General features: G+C 61.5%; 17 protein-coding genes. 15 read left to right on the top strand and 2 right to left on the bottom strand.

The features are described 5' to 3' along the window. Positions 1–287: 287 nt before the first annotated feature. Positions 288–2084 carry a methyl-accepting chemotaxis protein gene (locus tag JZ00_RS06010; protein ID WP_039588787.1) on the bottom strand — a complete coding sequence of 599 codons (1797 nt, stop codon included), beginning with the start codon at positions 2082–2084 and terminating at the stop codon, positions 288–290. A gap of 243 nt (positions 2085–2327) precedes the next feature. Here JZ00_RS06010 and JZ00_RS06005 point away from each other — a divergent pair, with 243 nt between their 5' ends. The 15 genes from JZ00_RS06005 (at position 2328) to nudC (ending at position 23605) form a co-directional block, all read left to right on the top strand. Further along, positions 2328–2594 carry a DUF4212 domain-containing protein gene (locus tag JZ00_RS06005; RefSeq protein WP_039588786.1) on the top strand — a complete coding sequence of 89 codons (267 nt, stop codon included), beginning with the start codon at positions 2328–2330 and terminating at the stop codon, positions 2592–2594. A gap of 11 nt (positions 2595–2605) precedes the next feature. Next, positions 2606–4375: a sodium:solute symporter family protein gene (locus JZ00_RS06000; RefSeq protein WP_039588785.1), complete on the top strand. Its 1770-nt coding sequence runs from the start codon at positions 2606–2608 to the stop codon at positions 4373–4375. 232 nt (positions 4376–4607) lie between these two features. Then, entirely contained in the window at positions 4608–6656 is a 2049-nt protein-coding gene (locus JZ00_RS05995; RefSeq protein WP_412177662.1) for a TonB-dependent siderophore receptor, read from the top strand. 563 nt (positions 6657–7219) lie between these two features. Further along, on the top strand, positions 7220–8629 hold the full coding sequence (locus tag JZ00_RS05990) for a circularly permuted type 2 ATP-grasp protein (protein WP_039588783.1): 1410 nt from the start codon (positions 7220–7222) through the stop codon (positions 8627–8629). A 3-nt stretch (positions 8630–8632) separates the two neighbouring features. Then, entirely contained in the window at positions 8633–9583 is a 951-nt protein-coding gene (locus JZ00_RS05985; RefSeq protein WP_030142556.1) for an alpha-E domain-containing protein, read from the top strand. Then, positions 9580–10377 (top strand): transglutaminase family protein, encoded by a 798-nt coding sequence (locus JZ00_RS05980; protein ID WP_039588782.1) that lies wholly within the window; start codon positions 9580–9582, stop codon positions 10375–10377. The genes JZ00_RS05985 and JZ00_RS05980 overlap by 4 nt, the downstream gene beginning before the upstream one ends. 198 nt (positions 10378–10575) lie before the next feature. Further along, complete coding sequence (locus JZ00_RS05975; RefSeq protein WP_039588781.1) at positions 10576–11073, top strand: GNAT family N-acetyltransferase; 498 nt, start codon at positions 10576–10578, stop codon at positions 11071–11073. A gap of 55 nt (positions 11074–11128) precedes the next feature. Continuing rightward, entirely contained in the window at positions 11129–11800 is a 672-nt protein-coding gene (locus JZ00_RS05970; protein WP_039588780.1) for a DUF3313 domain-containing protein, read from the top strand. A gap of 106 nt (positions 11801–11906) precedes the next feature. Further along, positions 11907–12407, top strand: coding sequence for a thiol peroxidase (tpx, locus tag JZ00_RS05965; RefSeq protein ID WP_039588779.1), 501 nt, complete (start codon positions 11907–11909; stop codon positions 12405–12407). Positions 12408–12597: 190 nt separating this feature from the next. Further along, positions 12598–13914: an MdtA/MuxA family multidrug efflux RND transporter periplasmic adaptor subunit gene (locus JZ00_RS05960; RefSeq protein WP_039588778.1), complete on the top strand. Its 1317-nt coding sequence runs from the start codon at positions 12598–12600 to the stop codon at positions 13912–13914. Next, entirely contained in the window at positions 13911–17006 is a 3096-nt protein-coding gene (locus JZ00_RS05955) for an MdtB/MuxB family multidrug efflux RND transporter permease subunit (protein WP_039588777.1), read from the top strand. The genes JZ00_RS05960 and JZ00_RS05955 overlap by 4 nt, the downstream gene beginning before the upstream one ends. A 151-nt stretch (positions 17007–17157) precedes the next feature. Next, complete coding sequence (locus JZ00_RS05950) at positions 17158–20262, top strand: efflux RND transporter permease subunit (RefSeq protein WP_039588776.1); 3105 nt, start codon at positions 17158–17160, stop codon at positions 20260–20262. Next, on the top strand, positions 20259–21740 hold the full coding sequence (locus JZ00_RS05945) for an efflux transporter outer membrane subunit (protein WP_039588775.1): 1482 nt from the start codon (positions 20259–20261) through the stop codon (positions 21738–21740). The genes JZ00_RS05950 and JZ00_RS05945 overlap by 4 nt, the downstream gene beginning before the upstream one ends. 215 nt (positions 21741–21955) lie before the next feature. Next, positions 21956–22768 carry a crotonase/enoyl-CoA hydratase family protein gene (locus JZ00_RS05940; RefSeq protein WP_039588774.1) on the top strand — a complete coding sequence of 271 codons (813 nt, stop codon included), beginning with the start codon at positions 21956–21958 and terminating at the stop codon, positions 22766–22768. Between the two features lie 6 nt (positions 22769–22774). Beyond that, positions 22775–23605 (top strand): NAD(+) diphosphatase, encoded by an 831-nt coding sequence (gene nudC / locus JZ00_RS05935; RefSeq protein WP_039588773.1) that lies wholly within the window; start codon positions 22775–22777, stop codon positions 23603–23605. Here nudC and JZ00_RS05930 read toward each other — a convergent pair. Then, on the bottom strand, positions 23573–24352 hold the full coding sequence (locus JZ00_RS05930; protein ID WP_039588772.1) for a TSUP family transporter: 780 nt from the start codon (positions 24350–24352) through the stop codon (positions 23573–23575). The genes nudC and JZ00_RS05930 overlap by 33 nt on opposite strands. Positions 24353–24450 lie beyond the last annotated feature (98 nt).

Here is a 24450-nt window from a genome sequence, read left to right as displayed (position 1 = left end):
GGAGCGCCAGGAGGCCCGCTACGGCGGCAAGGGTGGGCCCAAGTGTTGTTGAATTGAGGTGATGACTGTGGGAGCGAATTCGCTCCCACAGTTGTTTTTGGGGTGGTTTCAGGATTTGCATGCGCCACAAATTGCTTGTGGCGAACGAGCTTGCTTCCGCTGGCGTGCGAAGCAGGCCCAGCGGTTCTTCAGGCCGACCGCATCAACCGGTCCTGCGACTGCTGCGCAGCCGAGCGGGAGCAAACTCCCTCGCCACGGGCAGTTGCCTGGCTTTACTGCCTTGTGGATCAGTCGGCCAGCAACACCGCCGCATCGAAGCCCACCCGCAAGTTGCCCCAGTGACGGCCGCCGAAGAAGAACGGCACGTCGATCTCGGTCATGATTTCCCCGGTGTCGCGCAGGTAAGTCTGGAGCAGGAAGCGCTGGACGTTGCCAGCGGCGCGCAGGCCGATCGGGTCGTTGAAGATCCGCTTGTTGCGGCACACTGGCAGGTCGACCGCGCGGTCGCCGGTGGGTTGCTTGGAGACCCAGCTGTTGTTGACCGGGCAATAGCCCTTGGTGTCGACAATGAACGAGACCTTGCCGCCCGGCGTGCTGCGGGTCAGCTTGTCGCATTCCTCCTGGCAGACCCGGGCAAAACGTTCGGTATAACTGGTCATGTACTGCTTGGGATCGGTGCCCGGAATCAACTGGTAATTCTGGTCGAACAGGTTGATGCCTTCGTCTTGCAATGCCTGCAGATGAACCTGCAGCGTGTCGCGGCATTCGCTGGCGCGGGTGATGGCGGCGTCCAGCTTGCCGTGGCCAAGCACAAAGCGGCCCAACAGCGTCTGGACTTTCTCGGCCACGCCGGACAGGTCGCGGGTGGCGGTGGCCGATTGTTGCATGCGCTGGTCGATCGACTGGCTGTCGGCGTGGATCTGGGTGACGCGTTCGTTGATGCCGGTATTGGCATCGGCGAACTGTTGGATATGGTCGGCGATGTCGGCCAGCTTGCCGTTGGTGGACTCGAAGTCGACGATCATGCTCTCGAAATGACCGGATGCGCGCTCCACCACCTTCTGGGTTTCCCGGGCGCTGTGGCTGATCTGGGTGGTCTGTTCGTGGGTCGAACTGACTTCCTGGAGCATGGCGTCGATGTTGCGCGAGATGTCGTCGGTGGCCCGGCTGACGTTCTGCGCCAGGGTGCGCACTTCATCGGCCACCACCGCAAAGCCACGGCCACTTTCCCCGGCACGCGCCGCTTCGATGGCGGCGTTGAGGGCCAGCAGGTTGGTCTGGGCGGAAATCTGCTGGATCAGCCCGACAATCGACTTGATGCTCGAGGATCGTTGGTTGAGGGCGTCCACCAGCGTGGCAAATTCGCCGAGGCTGCTGGAAATCTCGCTGATGTTGCCGGTCACTTCCAACAGTTCGGCGTAGGAATCACGGGCCATGCTCAGGTTTTGCGCGGTGGTGCCGGAAATGCCCTGCGTCTGGCGCGACACCTCTTCGATACGGCCAACGGCGGTATTGCTCTGCTCCATCACTTCCTTGGCGAAGCGCGCCTGGTGGGTCGCGCTGTCGCTGGAGTCACTGATGTTCTTCAGCGAACGGGCCGATTCGACGGCAATGTGCACGGTCAATGCCTGCACATTGCTGATGATCTCGCGCTGCTTGGCCAGGAAGCGGTTGCACGTAGCGGCCAGGGTGCGGATCTCGTCGTGGGTGACCAGCGGCAGGTCCTTGGACAAGTCACCTTCGCCGTTGGCGATCTCTTCCAGGGCCTTGGTCATGACGGTGACGGGGCGCACGATGAGGTGGCGGAAGTACCAGACCATGAAACTGACCATGCCCAGCGTCAGCAGCGCGCCGAAGAGCAGGGCGTGGGTGAGGCTGTCGAGGCGGCCTTCGATCTGTCCCAGCAACGCGCCATCGAGTTGGGCCGCCCGCAGTTGCAGGACGATGTCGGCGCGGGCGCTGAGCGCCACCCAATAAAGCAAGGCACTGACCGCAACCAACAGGAAAAGGCTTGAAAGCTTTTTTGTGAGGGTATCGAAAAATTGCATCTCGATAGACTCATACAAGGCCTTTAACGTCTGCATCACAGCTCCAGGGGAAAAAAAGATTCGATGGCATACATTCGACCGATAACGGCAAAGCTTTAGGCGGTTTGGGCGATTTGATATCACCCTTGAATTCCAGTGCGGGTTGGCCCCGTCTTTTCGGTGCGACAGCGATGTCAATACCCGCTGTTACGAATTAGACGAAAGTCGTACTAGCGCCTTGCCCGGCGACTGCTACGGTTTGAAGTGCAAAACAATAACAACAAACAAGAGGGCGGCTTCATGTCCACTGAAAAGCAACAGGCTGCGCGTGCCTACTGGACGGAAAACCTACGCTGGATGCTGGTGTTACTGGCCATCTGGTTCGTGGTGTCGTTCGGGTTCGGCATCTTGCTGGTCGACTCACTCAACACCATCAGCTTTTTCGGCACGCCCCTGGGGTTCTGGTTTGCCCAGCAAGGGTCCATCTACGTCTTTGTGCTCGAGATTTTCTTCTATGTCTGGAAGATGAATCAGCTCGACCGCAAATATGACGTCCACGAAGACTGAGGGCGGCGAGCATGGATACCCAAACCCTGATCTACCTGTTCGTCGGTGCCTCGTTTGCCCTGTACATTGGTATCGCCATATGGACTCGGGCCGGTTCCACCAGCGAATACTATATTGCCAGTAAGGGCGTACATCCCGTCCTCAACGGCATGGCCACCGGTGCCGACTGGATGTCGGCGGCGTCGTTCATTTCCATGGCGGGAATCATCGCCTTCGCGGGTTACGACGGCTCGGTCTACCTGATGGGCTGGACCGGCGGCTATGTGCTCCTGGCGATGTGCCTGGCGCCGTACCTGCGTAAGTTCGGCAAGTTCACCGTGCCCGAGTTCGTCGGGGCGCGTTATTACTCGCAGACGGCGCGGGTGGTGGCGGTGATCTGCGTGATCTTCATCTCCTTCACTTATGTCGCGGGGCAGATGCGCGGCGTCGGGATCGTCTTTTCCCGTTACCTGGAAGTGGATATCAACACCGGCGTCATGATCGGCATGGCCATCGTGTTCTTCTACTCGGTGCTGGGCGGCATGAAGGGCATCACCTACACCCAGGTGGCGCAGTACTGCGTGATGATCTTTGCCTACATGGTGCCGGCAATCTTCATCTCGATGATGATCACGGGCAATCCGATCCCGCAGTTGGGCTTCATCAGTGAAGCTGCCGGCTCGGGGCAGAGCGTGATCGAACGGCTCAACGGCCTGGGCGCCGAGTTGGGCTTTGCTGCCTATACCGATGGCACCAAATCGACCATGGACGTGTTTTTCATCACCATGGCGCTGATGGTCGGCACGGCGGGCTTGCCCCACGTGATCGTGCGGTTCTTCACCACGCCTACTGTGCGGGATGCGCGCAAGTCAGCCGGCTACGCATTGCTGTTCATCGCGATTCTCTATACCACCGCACCGGCCGTGGCCGCCTTCGCCCGGACCAACCTGCTGACCTCCATCCCCAACGTCAGTTATGCCACCGCGCCGGCCTGGTTCAAGGCCTGGGAAAATTCCGGGCTCATTGCCTGGGCGGACAAGAACAACGACGGCATCATCCAGTACAGCCCGGGCGCAGCGCTGGTCGGCGCGCCGAGCTTTACCGGCGAGCGCGGGACGCATGAGCAGCGGTTGCTCAAGAACCAGCTCTCGCCGGTGCCCAACGAGCTTTATGTCGACAACGACATCATGGTGTTGGCCAACCCCGAGATCGCCGGCCTGCCAGGATGGGTAATCGCCTTGATCGCCGCCGGTGGCTTGGCGGCCGCGCTTTCCACGGCTGCGGGGCTGCTGCTGGTGATCTCTACGTCGATCTCCCATGACCTGCTCAAAAGCAACATCATGCCCAGGATCAATGAGAAGCAGGAGCTGCTCGCGGCACGGATTGCGGCCGGCGTGGCGGTGTTGATTGCCGGCTTGTTCGGCATCTATCCACCCGCGTTCGTCGCCCAAGTGGTGGCGTTCGCCTTCGGGCTGGCGGCGTCGTCCTTCTTCCCGGTCATCGTCATGGGGATCTTCTCCAAGCGTATGAACCGCGAAGGCGCGATTGCCGGGATGATCGTCGGGCTGACCTTCACGTTCACCTACATCGTCTACTTCAAATTCATCAACCCGACGATGAACACGGCTGAACATTGGTGGCTCGGTGTATCCCCTGAAGGTATCGGTACATTGGGGATGGTCTTCAACTTCCTGGCAGCCTTGGTAGTGTCGCGCTTCACCGCGCCGCCACCCGAGCACATCCAGCACCTGGTCGAGGACATCCGGGTACCGAGGGGGGCCGGCGCCGCCATCGATCACTGATCTTCAGACGGGAAGGGCAATCCTCAAGGGCGCCGGATTCATCATCCGGCGCCCTTGATCGCATTCAGAGTCAAGGGTGGAAATGTTAGAAAGATTTACTGGGAATCATTCTCAAAGTATATTCGCTCTCATTTCCAATCCTCTGTGAGTGCGCGTCTTGAATCGTTCCACCCCTTTCGCCTACCGCAATGCCCTCGTCAAATGCGTTTTACCTGCGCTGTCCTGCTGCTTCATGGCAAGCCCCGTGAAGGCACAGGACACTCTCGAACTGCCCACTACGGATGTGCAAGGCAGTCGGATCATTCAGGACGAAGGCTACACGGCGACGCAAGCCAGCACGGCGAGCAAGAGCGATGTACCGATCAAGGAAGAAGCGCAATCGATCAACGTGGTGACCCAGCAGACCCTGGCGGACTATCAGGTGCGCTCGCTGGGGGACGCGATGAAATTCGTCAGCGGCGTCAGCCAGGGCAACACCCTGGGCGGCTCGCGGGACTCGCTGGTCAAACGCGGTTTCGGCACCAACGACGACGGCTCGATCCTGCGCGACGGCGTACGTTCGAATCTGGGCCACAACTTCAGCGCCACCACCGAGCGGGTCGAAGTGCTCAAGGGCCCGGCCTCGATGCTGTACGGCGCGCTGGAGCCCGGCGGGTTGATCAACGTCATCAGCAAGAAACCCGAATACACCCAGAGCACCACGTTGAGCGGCTCCGCCTACAGCGAGGGTGGCGGCACCATGGCCCTGGACACCACTGGGCCTTTGGGCGACACCGGCCTGGCCTATCGCCTGATCGCCGAACGCGGCCACGAGGACTACTGGCGCAACTATGGGGTCAACGAAAGCACGCTCGTGGCGCCGTCGCTGGCCTGGACCGGCGAGCGGGCTTCGTTGAATCTGAGTTATGAGTACAACGAATATTCCAATCCGTTTGACCGTGGCACGGTGTTCAAAAACGGGCATCCGGCCGATATCGACTATGACAAGCGCCTGGACGAGCCTTGGGCCAAGAGCGTAGGGATTCGCGAGACGGCCACCGCTCGGTTCGAATATGAGCTGAGCGATGCGTGGAAGACGCGGGTGACCTATGGCTGGAACAATGACCGGTACAGTCTGTCGATTGCGCAGCCCAACTCGCTGGTGGGCAACAACCTGCGTCGAGCCGCCAACGGCGCCCATTACGATGATGAAACCCGTTACGCCAGCTGGGATTTCATCGGCAGGCAGGAGCTGTTCGGCCAACGCCATGACGTGTTGGTCGGCGTCGATAACCAAGTGTCGGACCAATACCGTGGCAAGACTTACCGTGGGCCTGTAAGAGGAGGCTTCGATATCACTGCGCCGGTGTACGGCGGCCTGGGCGAGCCCAGCGTCATCAGCCCGACCCAAAGCAACCTGAGCAACCAACTGACCTCCAGTTCGGTGTACCTGAAGGACAATTGGCACTTGGATGAGCGCTGGATCCTGGTCCTTGGTGGCCGCTACCAGCATTACGATCAGTTCGCCAAGCAAGGGTTGGTCACCAGCGTGCCGGTCCGCGACGACAACGGCGATGCCTTCGTCCCGTTCCTGGGCCTGGTCTACAAAGCCACCGAAGAATTGTCGCTGTACGGCAACTACAGTCGTTCGTTCAAACCCAACGATACCGTTGATGACAACCTCAGTACCTTCAAGCCGGAAGAGGGCCGAAGCTATGAAATCGGCGCCAAATACGATCCGCTGCCAGGCTTGAACATCAATCTCGCGCTGTTCGATATCGAGAAGAAAAATGTCGTGACGTCTTCGACAGTCAACGGCGTCACGCTGGCAGAAGCCGCCGGCAAAGTTGGCTCCCAAGGCCTCGAACTCGACATTACTGGTCGCCTCGCCGAACGCTGGGACCTGATCGGCACCTACGCCTACACCCACACCGAAATTCTCGACGACCCGCGAAACGAAGGCCACCGCCTGCCCGACGCTCCCAAGCACACCGCCAGCCTGTACCTGACGCACCACCTGAACGTCCCGGCCGAGTTCGGCGCCTGGCATGCCGGTGCCGGTGCGCGTTATGTCGGCGAGCGCGCCGCCAACGCCGCCAACGATTTCTGGCTCAGCAGCTACACCGTCGCCGACGCTTTCCTGCGCTGGGAGTCGCCGGTGTTCGGACAAAAGACCTCGCTGCAGTTGAACGTCGACAACCTGTTCGACAAGCAGTATTACCCCTCGTCCACCGGCAGCCAGTTGCAAGTCAACGTCGGCGAGCCACGTACCGCCAGGTTGAGTGCCAGCGTGACGTTCTGATCGCCGCGCTCCACCAGAAATGCCCGGACAGCAAAGTCCGGGCATTTTTTTCGGCTGCACTTTCCCCCCAACGTGCCGTTCTTCCTGTGAAGTCTTCGCGCCTGAGCTATGGTTGAACCAAGCGAAGCGTTTGAGCGGTGAGTATTAATTTCCCCTTTTCGGGGCGTTCGGCCTCGACTTCCCGCCTGCCTGCACCGATTCGACCCGTTTGTGGAGCTGGCGCCCGAAACTGGGGTAAACGTTTCAGCCTGCAAATCCGTCTGCGTCGCATAATCGAAAAGAAATTTCGCTTTTTCAGCGTTTCGCGCCGGTTTTTCCAGCAATGGCCTGATCCGCCGTAATTAGGCACAGCCCTTGCTACGACTCCACGACAACCCAGTAGACAGGAACTTCGATACGTAAGACAAAAAAGGGGCGCACGTCATCCAGACGCAAAGGCCTGATCAGAGACCCATGCCTGACGAGGTACTCGAAGAACCAGGGCTCATAAACAAGGCAAGGCCGCATTGGTGGAATGACGACGTAATAAGAAATGCCGTGTACGACACGGCTGGGAGTAGGCTATGCCCCACGCTTTTTTCAATGAAATGTACGACGCGAAGGGTGACTGCCGCCCGCATTACCAAGCCTTCTCGCGCTGGTTGGCGGACACTCCGCTGGAGCTGCTGGAACAACGCCGCCGTGAAGCCGACCTGCTGTTTCACCGGGCGGGCATCACCTTCACGCTTTATGGGGACGAGCAGGGCACCGAGCGCTTGATCCCATTCGATATCATCCCCCGCAGCATCAAGGCCAGCGAATGGCAAATGGTCGAGCGTGGGTGCATCCAGCGGGTCCAGGCCCTGAACATGTTCCTGGCCGATATTTACCACGGCCAGCGCATTCTCAAGGAAGGCATCATCCCGGCCGAGCAAGTGCTCGCCAACGAGGGCTACCAGATTGCGATGCAGGGCCTGGACCTGCACCGGGGCATCTACGCCCACATTGCAGGCGTTGACCTGGTGCGTGATGGCGATGGCAGCTACTACGTGCTGGAAGACAACCTGCGCACCCCCAGCGGCGTGAGCTACATGCTCGAAGATCGCAAGATGATGATGCGGCTCTTCCCTGAGCTTTTTGCTGCCCAGCGCGTGGCGCCCATCGATCATTATCCGAACCTGTTGCTCGACACCCTCAAGAGCTCGAGCCCGTTGGACAACCCGACTGCCGTGGTCCTGACTCCCGGACGGTTCAACAGCGCGTATTTCGAGCATGCCTTCCTGGCTCGTGAGATGGGCGTGGAACTGGTGGAGGGCGCGGACCTGTTCGTGCGTGACGACCACGTCTATATGCGCACCACCGCGGGGCCCAAGCAGGTGGATGTGATCTACCGTCGCCTGGACGATGCCTACCTCGATCCGCTGTCTTTCAATCCAGATTCCATGCTCGGCGTTCCGGGGCTGATCGCGGTTTACCGTGCAGGCAATGTGGTGTTGGCAAACGCAGTCGGCACGGGCGTGGCGGATGACAAGTCGATCTACCCCTACGTCGACGACATGATCCGTTTCTACCTCACAGAGGAGCCGATCCTGAAGAACGTGCCCACCTGGCAGTGCCGCAAGCCCCAGGATCTGTCCCACGTGCTGGCGAACCTGCCAGACCTGGTGGTCAAGGAAACCCAGGGCTCCGGCGGCTACGGCATGCTGGTCGGGCCGGCGGCCACCGCAGCGGAGATCGAAGATTTCCGCGCTCGCCTCAAGGCCCGTCCGGAGGCCTATATCGCCCAGCCGACCTTGAGCCTTTCTACCTGTCCGACCTTTGTCGAAAGCGGCATCGCCCCTCGTCACATCGACTTGCGTCCCTTCGTGCTGTCCGGCAAGGAAACCCGCCTGGTGCCCGGCGGCCTGACCCGCGTGGCGCTGCGCGAAGGCTCGCTGGTGGTGAACTCGTCCCAGGGCGGCGGCACCAAAGACACTTGGGTAGTGGAGGACTAAGACATGCTTTCAAGAACCGCTTCGGACCTCTATTGGATGTCCCGCTACCTGGAGCGCGCCGAAAACCTGGCGCGCATGCTCGAAGTCAGTTATTCGCTGTCGCTGATGCCCCAGGCCGGACGCGGCGACGGCCAGGCCGAGCTGGCGATGTCGCTGCTGGCGGCCGGTACGCTGGATGATTACAACGCCCGTTATGACGCGCTCAACACCGAGCGCATGCTGCATTTTTTCGCCTTGGATGAAACAAATCCGGGCAGTATCTACAGCTGCCTTCGGGCGGCGCGGACCAATGCCCATGCGGTGCGCGGACGCATCACTGCGGACATGTGGGAGAACATCAACGCCACCTGGCTGGAAATGCGCAACATCGCCAGCAACGGCCTGGGTCGCTACGGCATCAGTCATTTCTGCGAGTGGGTGAAGGAGCGCTCGCACCTGTTCCGTGGCGCGACGTCGGGCACGATCATGCGCAACGATGCCTACTGTTTCATTCGCCTGGGGACGTTCATCGAGCGCGCCGACAACACCTTGCGGTTGCTGGACGCGCGCTACGAAATGTTCGGCGAAGAATCGGAGGAGGTCAGCGACAACTCGGCGCGCGGCTATTACCAATGGAGTGCGTTGCTGCGGGCGTTGTCGTCGTTCGAAGCCTTCAACGAGATCTACCGCAACGCACCCAACGCCGAGCAGGTCTCGGAGATGTTGCTGCTGCGGGCCGACGTGCCACGCTCGCTGCATGCCTGCATTGAAGAACTGGACCATATCCTCGCCAGCCTGCCGGGCAACAACGGCCGACCTGCCCAGCGCCTGGCTGCGGAATTGAATGCGCGGCTGCGGTATTCCGGGATTGACGAGATCCTCGCCTCGGGCCTGCACCAGTGGCTGACCGAACTGATTGGCCAGATTCGCCATCTGGGCCAGACCGTCCATGAATCTTATCTGGAGGTCGTATGAAACTGTCCATACGCCACGATACGACCTATAGCTACGCCGACGAGGTTTGCACCAGCATCCAGTTCCTGCGCCTGACGCCCAAGGACACTCCGCGCCAGACCATCCTGCAATGGCACTTGGAATTGCCGCGCCTGGTGCGCAGCCAACTCGATCCGTACGGCAATATCCTGCACGTCATGACCATGGACGAACCCCACGGCGCACTGATATTGACGGCTTATGGCGAGGTGCAGATCCATCAATCGGTGGAGATGGAGCCCGATGATCAATCACCATTGCCATTCTTGCGTCACAGTCGCCTTACCCAGGCGGATGACAGCCTCAGCGCCTTTGCCGTGGCGCAATGCGGAACACGACGTGATCGCGCGGGTTTGAGCGACTTGATGAATGGCCTCGCCGATCGCATGCCCTACAGCCCCGGCGCGACCGCCGTCAGCAGCACGGCCGCCGAGGCGTTTGCCGGTGGCGCCGGCGTCTGCCAGGACCATGCCCATGCGTTTGTGGCCTGTGCCCGCAGCCTGGGCGTGCCGGCGCGTTATGTGTCCGGCTACCTGTGCACCGAGGACGAGAACCATCTGGCAAGCCACGCCTGGGCTGAGGCTTGGCTGGATGACGGCTGGTACAGCTTCGACGTGACCAATCGGCTGACCCGCCCCGACCGTCACCTGAAACTGGCGGTTGGCCTGGATTACCTCGACGCCTGCCCGGTTCGCGGCATGCGCCGGGGGGGCGGGGCGGAGCAGATGCAGGCGCGGGTGCAGGTGAGTTCGATGGTGCAGGTGCAGCATCAGTAATCGATCAGTCTTGAAGGTCTTCATCGCGAGCAAGCCCACACCCACAGGATTCGATCCACTTTGGGAGCGAGCTTGCTCGCGCTGAGAGCTTCATGTTCGACAGCCCATCCTTTGAGAATCTCGATCGCCAGTTCGCGTCATGGACGATCAGCCACTTATAGTAGCTAGTCATCCCAACGTCTCCAGGAAGGAGCCCGAATGTCCGAGTCCTCGATCACTCTTGCACGTTTCACTGAAGCTCATATCCCCGGCGTCACCGCGCTCTACAACGACCCTGCCGTCACCCGCCAGGTATTGCAGATGCCTTTTCAGTCCACGGAAGTCTGGCGTCAGCGTCTGGCAACAAACGACGAGCGCCAGTTGAAACTGGTGGCCCTGCATGAAGGCGACGTCATCGGCAATCTTGGCCTGGAGCAGTTTGCCCGTATCCGTCGCGCTCACTGCGCCAACCTGGGCATGGGCGTCGCGGTTGCCTGGCAGGGCAAGGGGGTGGGGTCGATGCTGTTGGCCGCCGCGCTGGACGTGGCGGACAATTGGATGAACCTGCGAAGGGTTGAATTGACGGTATATGCCGACAACGAAGCGGCCATTGGCCTATACCGCAAATTCGGCTTCGAAACGGAAGGTTTGTTGCGCGACTACGCCGTGCGTGACGGGCGCTGGGTCGACACCCTGGCGATGGCGCGGCTGCGTTGAGCAGGCTATACCTGTAGTTCCGCCCCCGTCGGGTGTGGTCCACAGGAGTAACAGCATGAAATTCGCCTCCATGATTGGCACTGTCTGCATCGCTTCGCTCGCGTTGATGGGTTGCTCCAGCAAAGTCACCCAGCCGGACGAGTACTCCGGCTTCCTGGGAGACTACAGCCGGCTCAAGGAAGAAAAGTCGCCGTCGGGGGCCGAGGTGATGCGATGGGTCGATCCGAAGATCGATCTGGCCAAATACTCCAGCGTGTATATCGAGCCGACGCAGCTTTTCCCCAAGCCCCAACCGACCGTGAAGATTCCCGCCGGCACCTTGGCCGGTATCACCAGCTACTACGACCAGGCGCTCAAGCGGGAGGCGGGCAAGTCCTTGCCTTTGGCGACCAGTCCCGGGCCGGGCGTATTGGTGGTGCGGGCGGCCATTACCGCCGTCAGCAGCAAGACCGAGGGGTTGAAGCCTTATGAGGTGATTCCGATTGCCTTGGTGGCTGCCGCGGTCAGTACGGCCAGCGGCATTCGTGATCAAGAAACCACGTTGGGCACCGAGGCGGTGTTTCTCGACGGCGGCAACAACGCGGTGATCGCCCAGGTGGTGCGCAAGGGGACGGGTAAGCCTTTATCCAACGAGTCGCAGGTCATGAAGGCCGATGATGTCAAAGGAGTTATCGATGGCTGGGCTGCGGATCTGCATCAGTCGTTTTTGCAGCTCAAGGCTAAATAACGGGCGCCGTCACTCGTGACTTTTTGTGTACAGGTATAGGTCGGAGCACCATTTCATGGTTAACTCCGGCCTCACTATTTTCAAACCTGTCAGAAGGAATCCGTTCATGGCTCAAGTCACCCTCAAAGGCAACCCTGTCCAAGTCAACGGCCAACTGCCACAAGCCGGTTCCAAGGCGCCAGCCTTTTCCCTGGTTGCCGGCAATCTGTCGGACGTTTCCCTGAAGGACTTCGCCGGCAAGCGCAAGGTGCTGAATATTTTCCCAAGCGTCGACACGCCGACCTGCGCCACTTCCGTACGCAAGTTCAACGCCCAGGCCAACGACCTGGATAACACCGTGGTGCTGTGCATTTCCGCCGACCTGCCGTTTGCCCAGGCCCGTTTCTGTGGTGCCGAAGGCCTTGAGAACGTACAGAACCTGTCCACCCTGCGCGGTGCCGAGTTCATCGAGAACTACGGTGTTGCGATTGCCGACGGCCCGCTCAAAGGCCTGACTGCCCGCGCCGTGGTGGTGCTGGACGAAAACGACACCGTACTGCACAGCGAGCTGGTCAAGGAAATCGCTGAAGAGCCGAACTACGATGCGGCGCTCGCGGTCCTGAAATAACTGTTCCGAAACAAAGTATTTATTACAATTGTTAACGGCCTGGCCTGACCAGGCCGTTTTCATTTGTGTTTCAAAGCCTTAGCCGAGTAGGCGAAAGGTAAGCGCAAGGTAAATTGCCGGTAAAGGCGCTTTGCTAAATATCCGCCAGTGCTTATCGTTCAGCCTCCTGTAGAAGAACCCCACGCGCCCAATGGTTGACCATTCAATGCAATCCTCCGTTTCCCGCAAATCACGTCGCTGGCTGTTCGGCCTGCTCATTGTGCTGGCCGTTGCCTTGCTGGCTTGGAAATTCTGGCCTGCCGGCACCGACTCGAAAAATGAAGCCGGGCAGAAGGGCGCGGCCGGACAGGCGGGGCGCTCGGGCGGCATGCGACCGGGCTTTGGTGGTGCGACGGGGCCGATTCCGGTTCGGGTGGCAACGGCGGTCACCGGGGATTTTCCGCTGTATTACAAGGCGCTGGGCACGGTCACGGCGCTCAATACCATCAACGTGCGCAGCCGCGTGGGCGGCGAGTTGGTGAAGATCGCGTTCGAAGAAGGGCAGATGGTCAAGGCCGGGGATCTGCTGGCCGAGATCGATCCGCGTCCGTACCAGAACGCTTTGCTCCAGGCCGAAGGCACCTTGCTGCAAAACCAGGCCCAGTTGAAGAACGCCCAGGTCGACCTCGAGCGTTATCGCGGCCTGTACGCTGAAGACAGCATCGCCAAGCAGACTCTCGACACCGCGGCTGCGCTGGTGGGCCAATACCAGGGCACGGTCAAGACCAACCAGGCGGCGGTCAACGACGCCAAGCTCAACCTGGAATTCACCAGGATCCGCGCGCCGATCAGCGGCCGCGTAGGTTTGCGTCAACTGGACGTCGGCAATCTGGTAGCGGCCAACGACACCACGGCCTTGGCCGTCATAACCCAGACCCAACCCATCAGCGTCGCCTTCACGCTGCCGGAAAACAACCTCGAAACCGTACTCGCCCGCTATCGCAGCGGGGCGAAACTGCCCGTCGAGGCCTGGGACCGTGGCGATGTGAAGCTCCAGGCCAGCGGCGTCTTGCAAAGCCTGGACAACCAGATCGATGTCACCACAGGCACCTTGAAATTCAAGGCCCGCTACGAGAACCGCGACCAGTCGCTGTTTCCCAATCAGTTTGTCAACGTGCGCCTGCTGGCGGACACGCTGAAAGGCGTGGTCCTCGCGCCGACCGCTGCGATTCAGTTCGGCACCAACGGCACGTTCGTCTATGCGTTGGATGGCGACAAGAAAGTCACCATCAAGAAGCTCAAGATCGGCGCCAGCGATGGCGACAAGACCGTCGTTACCGAAGGCCTCGCCGCCGGCGACCGGGTGGTGCTCGAAGGCACCGACCGCTTGAAAGAGGGCAGCGAGGTGGAGGTGGTCAACGACAGCCAGCAAGTGCCGACCACGCCGACCGAGCACTTGCAAGGCAAGACCGCCGCGGCCCCGACTGAGCCGGCCGTGGCCGACAAGGCGAAAAAGGGCGGCGCATGAATCTCTCGCGACTGTTCATCCTTCGCCCGGTCGCCACCACGCTGAGCATGCTGGCCATTGTCCTGGCAGGCCTGATTGCCTATCGGTTGCTGCCGGTGTCTGCATTACCCCAGGTCGACTACCCGACCATCCGAGTCATGACGCTGTACCCGGGCGCGAGCCCTGACGTGATGACCAGCGCCGTGACCGCGCCCCTGGAGCGCCAGTTCGGACAAATGCCCGGCCTGACACAGATGGCGTCCACCAGCTCCGGCGGCGCCTCGGTGATTACCCTGCGCTTCAACCTGGACATCAACATGGACGTTGCCGAGCAGCAGGTGCAGGCCGCGATCAACGCGGCGACCAATCTGCTGCCCGACGATTTGCCGGCGCCGCCGGTGTACAACAAGGTCAACCCGGCCGACACCCCGGTGCTGACCCTGGCAATTACTTCCAAGACCATGCTGTTGCCCAAGCTCAATGACCTGGTGGACACGCGCATGGCGCAGAAGATCGCCCAGATCAGCGGCGTCGGCATGGTGACCATCGCCGGTGGCCAGCGCCAGGCTGTGCGGATCAAGGTCAACCCGCAAGCCCTGGCATCCGCTGGCTTGAACCTGGCGGACGTGCGCAGCTTGATCGGCGCTTCCAACGTCAACCAGCCCAAGGGCAATTTCGACGGCCCGACCCGGGTCTCCATGCTCGATGCCAACGACCAGTTGACCTCGCCCAAGGACTACGCCGAGTTGATCCTGGCCTACGCCAACGGTGCGCCGCTGCGACTCAAGGACGTCGCAGAGATCGTCGATGGCGCAGAGAACGAGCGCCTCGCCGCCTGGGCCAATGAAAACCAGGCCGTGCTCCTGAATATCCAGCGCCAGCCCGGGGCCAACGTCATCGAAGTGGTGGACCGGATCAAGGCCATGTTGCCGAGCATCACCGACAACCTGCCGGCCGGCCTGGACGTTGCCGTGCTGACCGACCGCACCCAGACCATCCGTGCTTCCGTCACCGACGTTCAGCATGAATTGCTCATCGCCATCGCCCTTGTGGTCATGGTGACCTTCCTGTTCCTGCGTCGGGTCAGCGCCACGATCATTCCGTCGGTGGCCGTGCCGTTGTCGTTGATCGGTACGTTCGGCGTCATGTACCTGGCCGGCTTCTCCATCAACAACCTGACCCTGATGGCCCTGACCATCGCCACCGGTTTCGTGGTGGACGATGCCATCGTCATGCTGGAGAACATCGCCCGCTATATCGAAGAGGGCGAGAGCCCGATGCAGGCAGCGCTCAAGGGCGCGAGGCAGATCGGCTTCACCCTGATTTCCCTGACACTGTCGTTGATTGCGGTGCTGATCCCGCTGTTGTTCATGGCGGACGTGGTCGGTCGTCTGTTCCGCGAATTCGCCATCACCCTGGCGGTGGCGATCCTGATTTCGCTGCTGGTGTCCCTGACCCTGACGCCGATGATGTGCGCCCGGCTGCTCAAGCGTGAGCCGAAGGAAGAGGAGCAGGGCCGCTTCTACCGCGCCAGCGGCGCCTGGATCGACTGGTTGATCGCCGCCTACGGACGCAAGTTGCAATGGGTGCTCAAGCACCAGCCGCTGACGCTGTTGGTGGCGGTGGGCAGTCTCGTATTGACGGTGGTGTTGTACCTGGCCGTGCCCAAGGGCTTTTTCCCGGTGCAGGACACGGGCGTGATCCAGGGCATTTCCGAGGCGCCGCAATCGATTTCCTTCGCCGCCATGGGCGAGCGCCAGCAGCAATTGGCCAAGGTCATCCTCGCCGATCCAGCGGTGCAGAGTCTCTCTTCCTACATCGGCGTGGACGGCGACAACGCAACGCTCAACAGTGGACGGCTGCTGATCAACCTCAAGCCCCACAGCGAACGTGACGACAGCGCCAGCGAGATCATCGCCCGCCTGCAACCGCAGCTGGACCGGCTGGTGGGGATCCGGCTGTTCATGCAACCGGTGCAGGACCTGACCATCGAAGATCGGGTCAGCCGCACCCAGTATCAGTTCAGCCTGTCGTCGCCGGATGCCGAGTTGCTCAGCCTCTGGAGCGGACGGCTCGTCGAAGCCCTGGTCCGACAGCCGGAACTCACCGACGTCGCCAGTGATCTGCAGGACAAGGGGTTGCAGGTCTACTTGGTGATCGACCGTGACGCCGCATCGCGCCTGGGTGTGTCGGTGTCGAACATTACCGATGCGCTCTACGACGCCTTCGGCCAGCGGCAGATTTCCACCATCTACACCCAGGCCAGTCAGTACCGCGTGGTGCTTCAAGCCCAGGCCGGGGAAAAGATCGGCCCGCAGGCGCTGGACCAGATTCACGTCAAGACCACTGACGGCGGGCAAGTTCGCCTGTCGAGCCTGGCACGGGTGGAGGAGCGCCAGGCGCAATTGGCAATTGCCCACATCGGCCAGTTCCCGGCGGTGATGATGTCGTTCAACCTGGCGCCAGGCGTGGCCCTCGGGCACGCCGTCGATGTCATCGAGAAGGTCCAGAAGGACATCGGCATGCCAGTCGGCGTGCAGACCGAATTCCAGGGCGCGGCCCAGGCGTTCCAGGCTTCGCTGTCGAGCACCTTGTTGCTGATCCTGGCGGCGGTGGTGACCATGTACATCGTGCTGGGCGTGCTCTATGAGAGCTACATCCATCCAATCACGATTCTTTCCACCTTGCCCTCGGCCGCCATTGGCGCGTTGCTGGCGTTGATGCTGACCGGTAACGACCTGGGCATGATCGCGATCATTGGCATCATCCTGCTGATCGGCATCGTCAAGAAGAACGCGATCATGATGATCGACTTTGCCCTCGACGCCGAGCGCAACCAGGGCATGGACCCGCAGACCGCCATCTATCAGGCCGCGCTGTTGCGCTTCCGGCCAATCCTGATGACCACCCTGGCGGCGCTGTTCGGCGCTGTGCCGCTGATGCTTGCCACCGGCTCCGGCGCCGAATTGCGCCAGCCGTTGGGCCTGGTGATGGTGGGCGGGTTGCTGGTGAGCCAGGTGTTGACGCTGTTCACCACGCCGGTGATCTACCTGTACTTCGATCGCCTGGGGCGTCGGTTTGCCAGGCCTGAGGCGGACGAGGTGCGGGTATGACGGCTTTTTTGCCATGCCAAGGCTCTTCGTGGCGAGGGAGCTTGCTCCCGCTGGGTCGCTTGGCGGCCCCTTTTGTGAGCGCTGCGCACTCAAGCGCGAGCAAGCTCCCTCGCCACAAAAGCCTGTCCGTTGAAGCAAGGGGCTGTGGCCGATGAACCTCTCCGGCCCCTTCATCCGTCGTCCTGTAGCAACCATGCTGCTGAGCTTCGCCATCATGCTGCTCGGCGGCGTGTGCTTTGGCTTGCTACCGGTTTCGCCGTTGCCGCAAATGGATTTTCCGGTGATCGTGGTCCAGGCCAACCTACCGGGGGCAAGCCCCGAGGTGATGGCTTCCACGGTGGCGACGCCGCTGGAACGCTCATTCGGCGCCATCGCTGGGGTCAACACCATGAGCAGCCGCTCGAGCCAGGGCTCGACGCGGGTGATCCTGCAATTCGACTTGGACCGCGACATCAACGGCGCGGCCCGGGAGGTGCAAGCGGCCATCAACGCCTCGCGGAACTTGCTGCCCAGTGGCATGCGCAGCATGCCCACCTACAAGAAGGTCAACCCGTCCCAGGCGCCCATCATGGTGCTTTCGCTGACCTCCGATGTGTTGGAGAAAGGCCAGCTCTATGACCTGGCCTCGACGATCCTGTCCCAGAGCCTGTCCCAGGTGGCGGGTGTCGGTGAGGTGCAGATTGGCGGCAGCTCCTTGCCGGCGGTGCGCATCGAGCTGGAGCCGCAATTGCTCAACCAGTACGGCGTGGCGCTGGACGACGTACGCACTGCGATCGCCAATAGCAATGTGCGCCGACCCAAGGGGTCAGTCGAAGACGACAAGCGCATGTGGCAAGTGCAGGCCAACGACCAGTTGGAGAAAGCCAAGGACTACGAAACACTGGTCATCCGTTACCAGGATGGCTCGGTATTGCGGCTCAAGGACGTGGCAAAGGTCAGCGATGGCGTCGAGGACCGCTATAACAGCGGATTCTTCAACAATGACGCCGCCGTGCTATTGGTGATCAATCGCCAGGCCGGCGCCAACATCATCGAGACCGTCAACGAGATCAAGAACCAACTGCCCGCCCTGCAAGCGGTACTGCCCGCCAGCGTCAAGCTGGACCTGGCCATGGACCGCTCGCCGGTAATCAAGGCCACCCTGCACGAAGCGGAAATGACCCTGCTGATCGCCGTTGCCCTGGTGGTGCTGGTGGTGTTCCTGTTCCTCGGCAATTTCCGCGCTTCGCTGATCCCGACGCTGGCGGTGCCGGTGTCGCTGGTGGGCACGTTCGCGGTGATGTACGTCTATGGATTCTCGCTGAACAACCTGTCGCTGATGGCGTTGATCCTCGCCACGGGGCTGGTGGTGGATGATGCCATCGTGGTGCTGGAAAACATTTCCCGGCACATCGATGAAGGCGTGCCGCCGATGAAAGCGGCCTACCTCGGCGCCGAGGAAGTGGGCTTTACCTTGTTGTCAATGAACGCCTCGCTGGTGGCGGTGTTCCTGTCGATCCTGTTCATGGGCGGGATCGTCGAGAGTCTGTTCCGCGAATTTTCCATCACCCTGGCGGCTGCCATTGTCGTCTCGCTGGTGGTGTCCCTGACCCTCACGCCGATGCTCTGCGCGCGATGGCTCAAGCCTCATGTGCCGGGGCAGGAAAACCGCTTGCAGCGCTGGAGTCATGGCCTCAATGAGCGCATGGTCCGGGGTTACGCCCGTAGCCTGGACTGGGTGCTGCGCCATCGTCGCCTGACCTTGTTCAGCCTGTTGGTGACCATCGGAGTGAACATTGCGCTGTATGTGGTGGTGCCAAAAACCTTCATGCCGCAGCAGGACACCGGCCAGTTGATCGGTTTCGTGCGCGGCGACGACGGGCTGTCGTTCAACGTGATGCAGCCGAAGATGGAAATCTTCCGTCGCGCTGTGCTCAAGGACGAAGCGGTGCAGAGCGTGGCGGGGTTCATCGGCGGCAACAACGGCACCAATAACGCTTTCATGCTGGTGCGCCTCAAGCCGATCAAGGAACGCGGGATCTCCGCTCAGAAAGTCATCGAGCGCTTGCGCAAGGAAATGCCCAAGGTGCCCGGCGGCCAATTGATGCTGATGGCCGACCAGGATCTGCAGTTCGGTGGCGGGCGTGAGCAGACCACGTCGCAGTATTCCTACATCCTGCAAAGTGCGGACCTGGCGTCGCTGCGCACCTGGTACCCCAAGGTCGTCGCCGCTTTCCGCGCCTTGCCGGAGCTGACCGCGATCGACGCCCGCGACGGTGGCGGGGCGCAGCAGGTGACGCTGGTGGTGGACCGCGACCAGGCCAAGCGCCTGGGCATCGACATGGACATGGTCACTTCGGTGCTGAACAACGCGTACAGTCAGCGGCAGATCTCGACCATATACGACAGCCTCAACCAGTATCAGGTGGTGATGGAGGTCAATCCCAAATATGCCCAGGACCCCAATACGCTCGAGCAGGTCCAGGTGATCACCGCCGACGGCGCGCGAGTGCCGCTGTCGGCGATTGCCCATTATGAAAACAGCCTGGAAGACGACCGCGTCAGCCACGAAGGCCAGTTCGCGTCCGAAGGTATTTCGTTCGACATGGCCGAAGGCGTCACGGTGGAGCAGGGCACCGCGGCGATCGAGCGGGCGATTGCCAAGCTCGGGATGCCCGAGGATGTCATCGCAAAAATGGCCGGCACCGCCGATGCATTCGCCGCGACCCAGAAAAGCCAGCCCTTCATGATCCTCGGGGCGTTGCTGGCGGTGTACCTGGTGCTGGGCGTGCTCTACGAGAGCTACATACATCCGCTGACCATCCTGTCCACCTTGCCCTCGGCCGGGGTGGGCGCGTTGCTGTCGATCTACGTGCTGGGCAGCGAGTTCAGCCTGATCTCGCTGCTTGGGTTGTTCCTGTTGATCGGGGTGGTGAAGAAAAACGCCATCCTGATGATCGACCTCGCGCTGCAATTGGAGCGCGCCGGCCAAACGTCGTTGGAGTCGATCCGCAGTGCTTGCCTGTTGCGGCTGAGGCCGATCCTGATGACCACCCTGGCGGCGATCCTCGGAGCCTTGCCGCTGTTGCTCGGCGGTGCCGAAGGCTCGGAAATGCGCCAGCCGCTGGGCCTGACGATCATCGGCGGGCTGGTGTTCAGCCAAGTCCTGACGCTTTACACCACCCCCGTGGTCTACCTCTATCTCGATAACCTGCGCCATCGTTTCAACCGCTGGCGTGGGGTGCGCACTGATGCTGCCCTGGAAACTCCGCTATGACCGATCGTACGCTGTTCAACCTTGTCGCACCGTTGGCGACCGCCCGTGGCTCGCGTGTCCTGAGCCTGGCGCTGTGCGTGGCACTGCTCAGTGCCTGCGCGATCGGTCCGGATTATCAGCGCCCGTCGGCCACCGCACCGGTGCAGTACAAGGAAGCCCAAGGCTGGCGCCAGGCCAACCCTAGCGACGCCCTGGCCCGTGGCGCCTGGTGGGAGCTGTACGCTGACACCCGTCTCAACGAGCTGGTGGAAAAACTCAACGCCTCCAACCAGACCGTGGCCCAGGCCGAAGCCCAGTACCGCCAGGCCCAGGCCTTGGCGCGCAGTGCGCGCGGGGCATTTTTTCCGACGGTCGATCTCACGGTTGGCAAGACCCGTTCCAGCCAGGGCACCGGCAGCAGCAGTTCGAGCCTGAGCAGTTCTTCCAGCGGCATTCGCGACACCTACAGCGCCCAGGCCGGCGTGAGCTGGGAGGCGGACGTGTGGGGCAAGTTGCGCCGCACGCTTGAAGCCGACGAAGCCAGCGCGCAAGCCAGTTTTGCCGACCTGGCGGCGATGCGCCTGAGCCAGCAATCGGAGCTGGTGCAGAACTACCTGCAATTGCGGGTGATCGACCAGCAGAAGCGTTTGTTGCAGACCACGGTCGACAACTATCAACGCTCGCTGAAAATGACCGAAAACCAGTACCGCGCCGGCGTATCCGGCAAGGACGCGGTGGCCCAGGCGCAGAACCAGCTCAAGACCACCCAGGCCGACCTGATCGACCTGATCTGGCAGCGCGCGCAGTTCGAAAACGCCATCGCCGTGCTGATCGGCCTGCCGCCCGCCGAGTTCAGCCTGGCCGAGACCCAGGACATCCCGGCGCTGCCGCAGGTCCCGGTTGCAGTTCCGTCGCAATTGCTCGAACGCCGCCCGGACATCGCGTCGGCGGAGCGCTCGGTCATGGCCGCCAACGCCAATATCGGGGTGGCGAAGGCGGCCTATTATCCGGACCTGACCCTGAGCCTGAGTGGAGGCTATAGCAGCAGCACCTATGATAATTGGGTGAGCGTGCCAAACCGCTTCTGGTCGGTCGGCCCGCAACTGGCGATGACCTTGTTCGACGGTGGCCAGCGCTCGGCGGAGGTCGACCGCAGCGTCGCCGCCTATGACCAGACCGTCGCCACCTATCGCCAGACCGTGCTCGACGGCTTCCGCGAAGTCGAAAACTACATGATCCAGCTCAAGGTGCTCGAGGACGAAGCCCGCGTCCGCCAGGAAGCCCTGGACGCGGCGCGCGAGTCTTTGCGCCTGACGCAGAACCAGTACAGGGCAGGGCTGATTGGCTACCTCGACGTGGTCACCGTCCAGGCCACTGCCCTGAGCAACGAGCGCAGCGTGCTGAGCCTGCAACAGAGCCGGTTGATTGCCAGTGTGCAGTTGATTGCCGCATTGGGCGGTGGTTGGGATGGGCAGTTGGAGGCGGATGACAAGCCGTAAACGCATCAGGCTTTTGTGGCGATGGAGCTTGCTCCCGCTGGGCTGCGTAGCGGCCCCCTAATTTATGAGCGCTGCGCACTCAAGCGCAAGCAGGCTCCCTCGCCACAGGTTACTCGCAGGCCGCCAGTCCCGCTTTTGGCCGATGCACTGCCTACGTCCCGTCGCGATCGCTTGTTATAGTTCAGGCCTCTTACAACCGGTCAAAGGACACTGCCATGTCGCAATACCAAGCGTTCAACGTCGAACTTGCAGACAACATCGCCCATGTGCAAATCAATCGACCGGACAAGATCAACGCCATGAACGCGGCGTTCTGGAGCGAAATCGTCGACATTTTCCAATGGATCGACGAGACCGACGAAGTGCGAGTGGTGGTCTTGAGCGGTGCCGGCAAGCATTTCTCTTCAGGCATCGACCTGATGATGCTGGCCGGCGTGGCCAACGAGTTGGGCAAGGATGTGGGCCGTAACGCCCGGGTACTGCGGCGCAAGATCCTGCAGCTGCAAGCTTCGTTCAATGCCGTGGACAACTGTCGCAAACCGGTCCTCGCGGCGGTCCAGGGCTATTGCCTGGGTGGTGCCATCGACCTGATTTCCGCCTGCGACATGCGCTACGCCGCCGAGGACGCGCAGTTCTCGATCAAGGAAATCGACATCGGCATGGCGGCCGATGTTGGCACCTTGCAACGCTTGCCCCGGATCATCGGGGACGGCATGCTGCGTGAACTCGCTTATACGGGGCGCACCTTCGGTGCCGACGAAGCGCGCAGCATTGGCCTGGTCAATCGTGTCTACAGCGATACCGCCAGCTTGCTCGAAGGTGTGATGGGCATCGCCCGGGACATCGCCGCCAAGTCGCCGATCGCCGTTACCGGCACCAAGGAAATGATCAGCTACATGCGCGACCACCGCATCGACGACGGCTTGGAATATGTCGCTACGTGGAACGCCGCCATGCTGCAATCCAATGACCTGCGCGTGGCCATGGCCGCCCATATGAGCAAACAGAAACCCGAATTTCTGGATTGATCGATCATGATTTCACGCTGGACCACCGCAGTACTCGACACCGACCTTCCCGGCGGCTGGGCCGTGGCCCGCAGCCCGGAAGGTTTTTTGTACGATGACAACGGCGCGCTGTTTCCCCGCGACTGGCTCAAGCGCCAGGACCTGTCGATCCTTGCCGAGCACGGTATCGGCCATCTCGATGGCGAGCCGGTCTATCTGTTGGAACTGCACAGCGCCCTGGACATTCCCGGCTGTAATTGGAAAGGCTTGCGGGCGTTCATGCTCGAAGACGACCACACGCTGTTCAAGGTGTTGGGCTACGCGGCGCAGATCGGCACCTGGGCTCGCGAGCATCGTTTTTGCGGCAGTTGCGGCCAGCGCATGAGCCAGGTCCCGCGAGAGCGGGCGATGTATTGCGATGCCTGCGAGCTGCGACATTATCCGCGGATCTCACCTAGCATGATCGTGCTGATCACTCGTGGCGATGAAGTCCTGTTGGCACGCTCGCCCCGTTTCGTCACGGGCGTCTACAGCACCTTGGCAGGGTTTGCCGAGCCGGGCGAGTCGGCCGAGGACTGCCTTGTTCGCGAGGTCCGCGAGGAAGTCAGTATCGAAGTGAAGAACATCCAATATGTGGGCAGCCAGTGTTGGCCGTTTCCGCACTCGATGATGCTGGGCTTCCACGCCGAATACGCCAGCGGTGACATTGTGCCCCAGGAAGACGAGATCGAAGACGCGCAATGGTTCAACGTCCACGACCTGCCACCGCTTCCAGCCTCGCGCTCGATTGCCCGGTATTTGATCGACCTCTACGTGGCCCGTCGCTTAGGCCATGCTGAACCAGTGTTGCCAGGCTAGGCGCACGGTCAGGGCCAGCACCACGGTGATGAACACCGGGCGGATGAATTTCGCGCCGCCGCTGATGGCGGTGCGCGCGCCGAAGAACGCGCCGATCATCACCGACAGGCCCATGCTCAAGCCGATGATCCAATCCACCTGGCCCGAGAAGATGAACACCGACAGCGCCGCGATGTTGCTGACGAAGTTCATGCTGCGGGCCACGCCACTGGCCTTGACCAGATCGATGGGGTAGAGCAGCAGGCTGCTGACGGTCCAGAACGCGCCAGTGCCCGGACCGGCGACGCCGTCATAGAAGCCAAGGGTAAAGCCCTGCGGCGACTGCCAGGTTTTCTTGATCGGCGCGTTGCTGTCCAGCGGTGCCTTGGGCGTGCCGCCGAACAGCAGGTACAGGCCGCAGGCAAAGACAATCACCGGCAACATCTTGTTCAGCCACTCGGCGGGCAGGTAATGGGCGACGACGGCACCGGCCAAGGCGCCGATCAGCGTGCCGACGAGCGCGTGGGTCCACTGTCGCGGGTGAAACAGTTTGCGCTTGTAGAACGTAAAGCTGGCCGTGGCCGAGCCAAAGGTTGAACTGAGCTTGTTGGTGCCCAACACCAGATGCGGCGGCAGGCCGGCGGTCAACAGGGCCGGTGTGGTGAGCAGGCCGCCACCGCCGGCAATGGCGTCGATGAAGCCGGCGATGAACGCCACGACGGCCAGGATAGCGAGGGTGGAAAGGTCGACGCTGAGTTCAAAAGGCATGGAATGGGCTTATTTGGCAGGGCGCAGAAAGGCTGCGGGAAAGGCCGGTATGTTACCGATTATGACGGCGCACCGCGACTGTCCATAAGTCCGTCAAA

Origin of the sequence: Pseudomonas frederiksbergensis, from assembly GCF_000802155.2 — a bacterium.
Lineage (GTDB): Bacteria > Pseudomonadota > Gammaproteobacteria > Pseudomonadales > Pseudomonadaceae > Aquipseudomonas > Aquipseudomonas frederiksbergensis_A.
The sequence above is the reverse complement of the archived record's forward strand: the minus strand, read 5'-3'. Positions and strand labels throughout refer to the sequence as shown.

Coding starts and splice junctions, on each gene's coding strand:
- JZ00_RS06010 (WP_039588787.1), bottom strand. CDS start 2,084: ATGCAGACGTTAAAGGCCTTGTATGAGTCTATCGAGATGCAATTTTTC.
- JZ00_RS06005 (WP_039588786.1), top strand. CDS start 2,328: ATGTCCACTGAAAAGCAACAGGCTGCGCGTGCCTACTGGACGGAAAAC.
- JZ00_RS06000 (WP_039588785.1), top strand. CDS start 2,606: ATGGATACCCAAACCCTGATCTACCTGTTCGTCGGTGCCTCGTTTGCC.
- JZ00_RS05995 (WP_412177662.1), top strand. CDS start 4,608: ATGGCAAGCCCCGTGAAGGCACAGGACACTCTCGAACTGCCCACTACG.
- JZ00_RS05990 (WP_039588783.1), top strand. CDS start 7,220: ATGCCCCACGCTTTTTTCAATGAAATGTACGACGCGAAGGGTGACTGC.
- JZ00_RS05985 (WP_030142556.1), top strand. CDS start 8,633: ATGCTTTCAAGAACCGCTTCGGACCTCTATTGGATGTCCCGCTACCTG.
- JZ00_RS05980 (WP_039588782.1), top strand. CDS start 9,580: ATGAAACTGTCCATACGCCACGATACGACCTATAGCTACGCCGACGAG.
- JZ00_RS05975 (WP_039588781.1), top strand. CDS start 10,576: ATGTCCGAGTCCTCGATCACTCTTGCACGTTTCACTGAAGCTCATATC.
- JZ00_RS05970 (WP_039588780.1), top strand. CDS start 11,129: ATGAAATTCGCCTCCATGATTGGCACTGTCTGCATCGCTTCGCTCGCG.
- tpx (WP_039588779.1), top strand. CDS start 11,907: ATGGCTCAAGTCACCCTCAAAGGCAACCCTGTCCAAGTCAACGGCCAA.
- JZ00_RS05960 (WP_039588778.1), top strand. CDS start 12,598: ATGGTTGACCATTCAATGCAATCCTCCGTTTCCCGCAAATCACGTCGC.
- JZ00_RS05955 (WP_039588777.1), top strand. CDS start 13,911: ATGAATCTCTCGCGACTGTTCATCCTTCGCCCGGTCGCCACCACGCTG.
- JZ00_RS05950 (WP_039588776.1), top strand. CDS start 17,158: ATGAACCTCTCCGGCCCCTTCATCCGTCGTCCTGTAGCAACCATGCTG.
- JZ00_RS05945 (WP_039588775.1), top strand. CDS start 20,259: ATGACCGATCGTACGCTGTTCAACCTTGTCGCACCGTTGGCGACCGCC.
- JZ00_RS05940 (WP_039588774.1), top strand. CDS start 21,956: ATGTCGCAATACCAAGCGTTCAACGTCGAACTTGCAGACAACATCGCC.
- nudC (WP_039588773.1), top strand. CDS start 22,775: ATGATTTCACGCTGGACCACCGCAGTACTCGACACCGACCTTCCCGGC.
- JZ00_RS05930 (WP_039588772.1), bottom strand. CDS start 24,352: ATGCCTTTTGAACTCAGCGTCGACCTTTCCACCCTCGCTATCCTGGCC.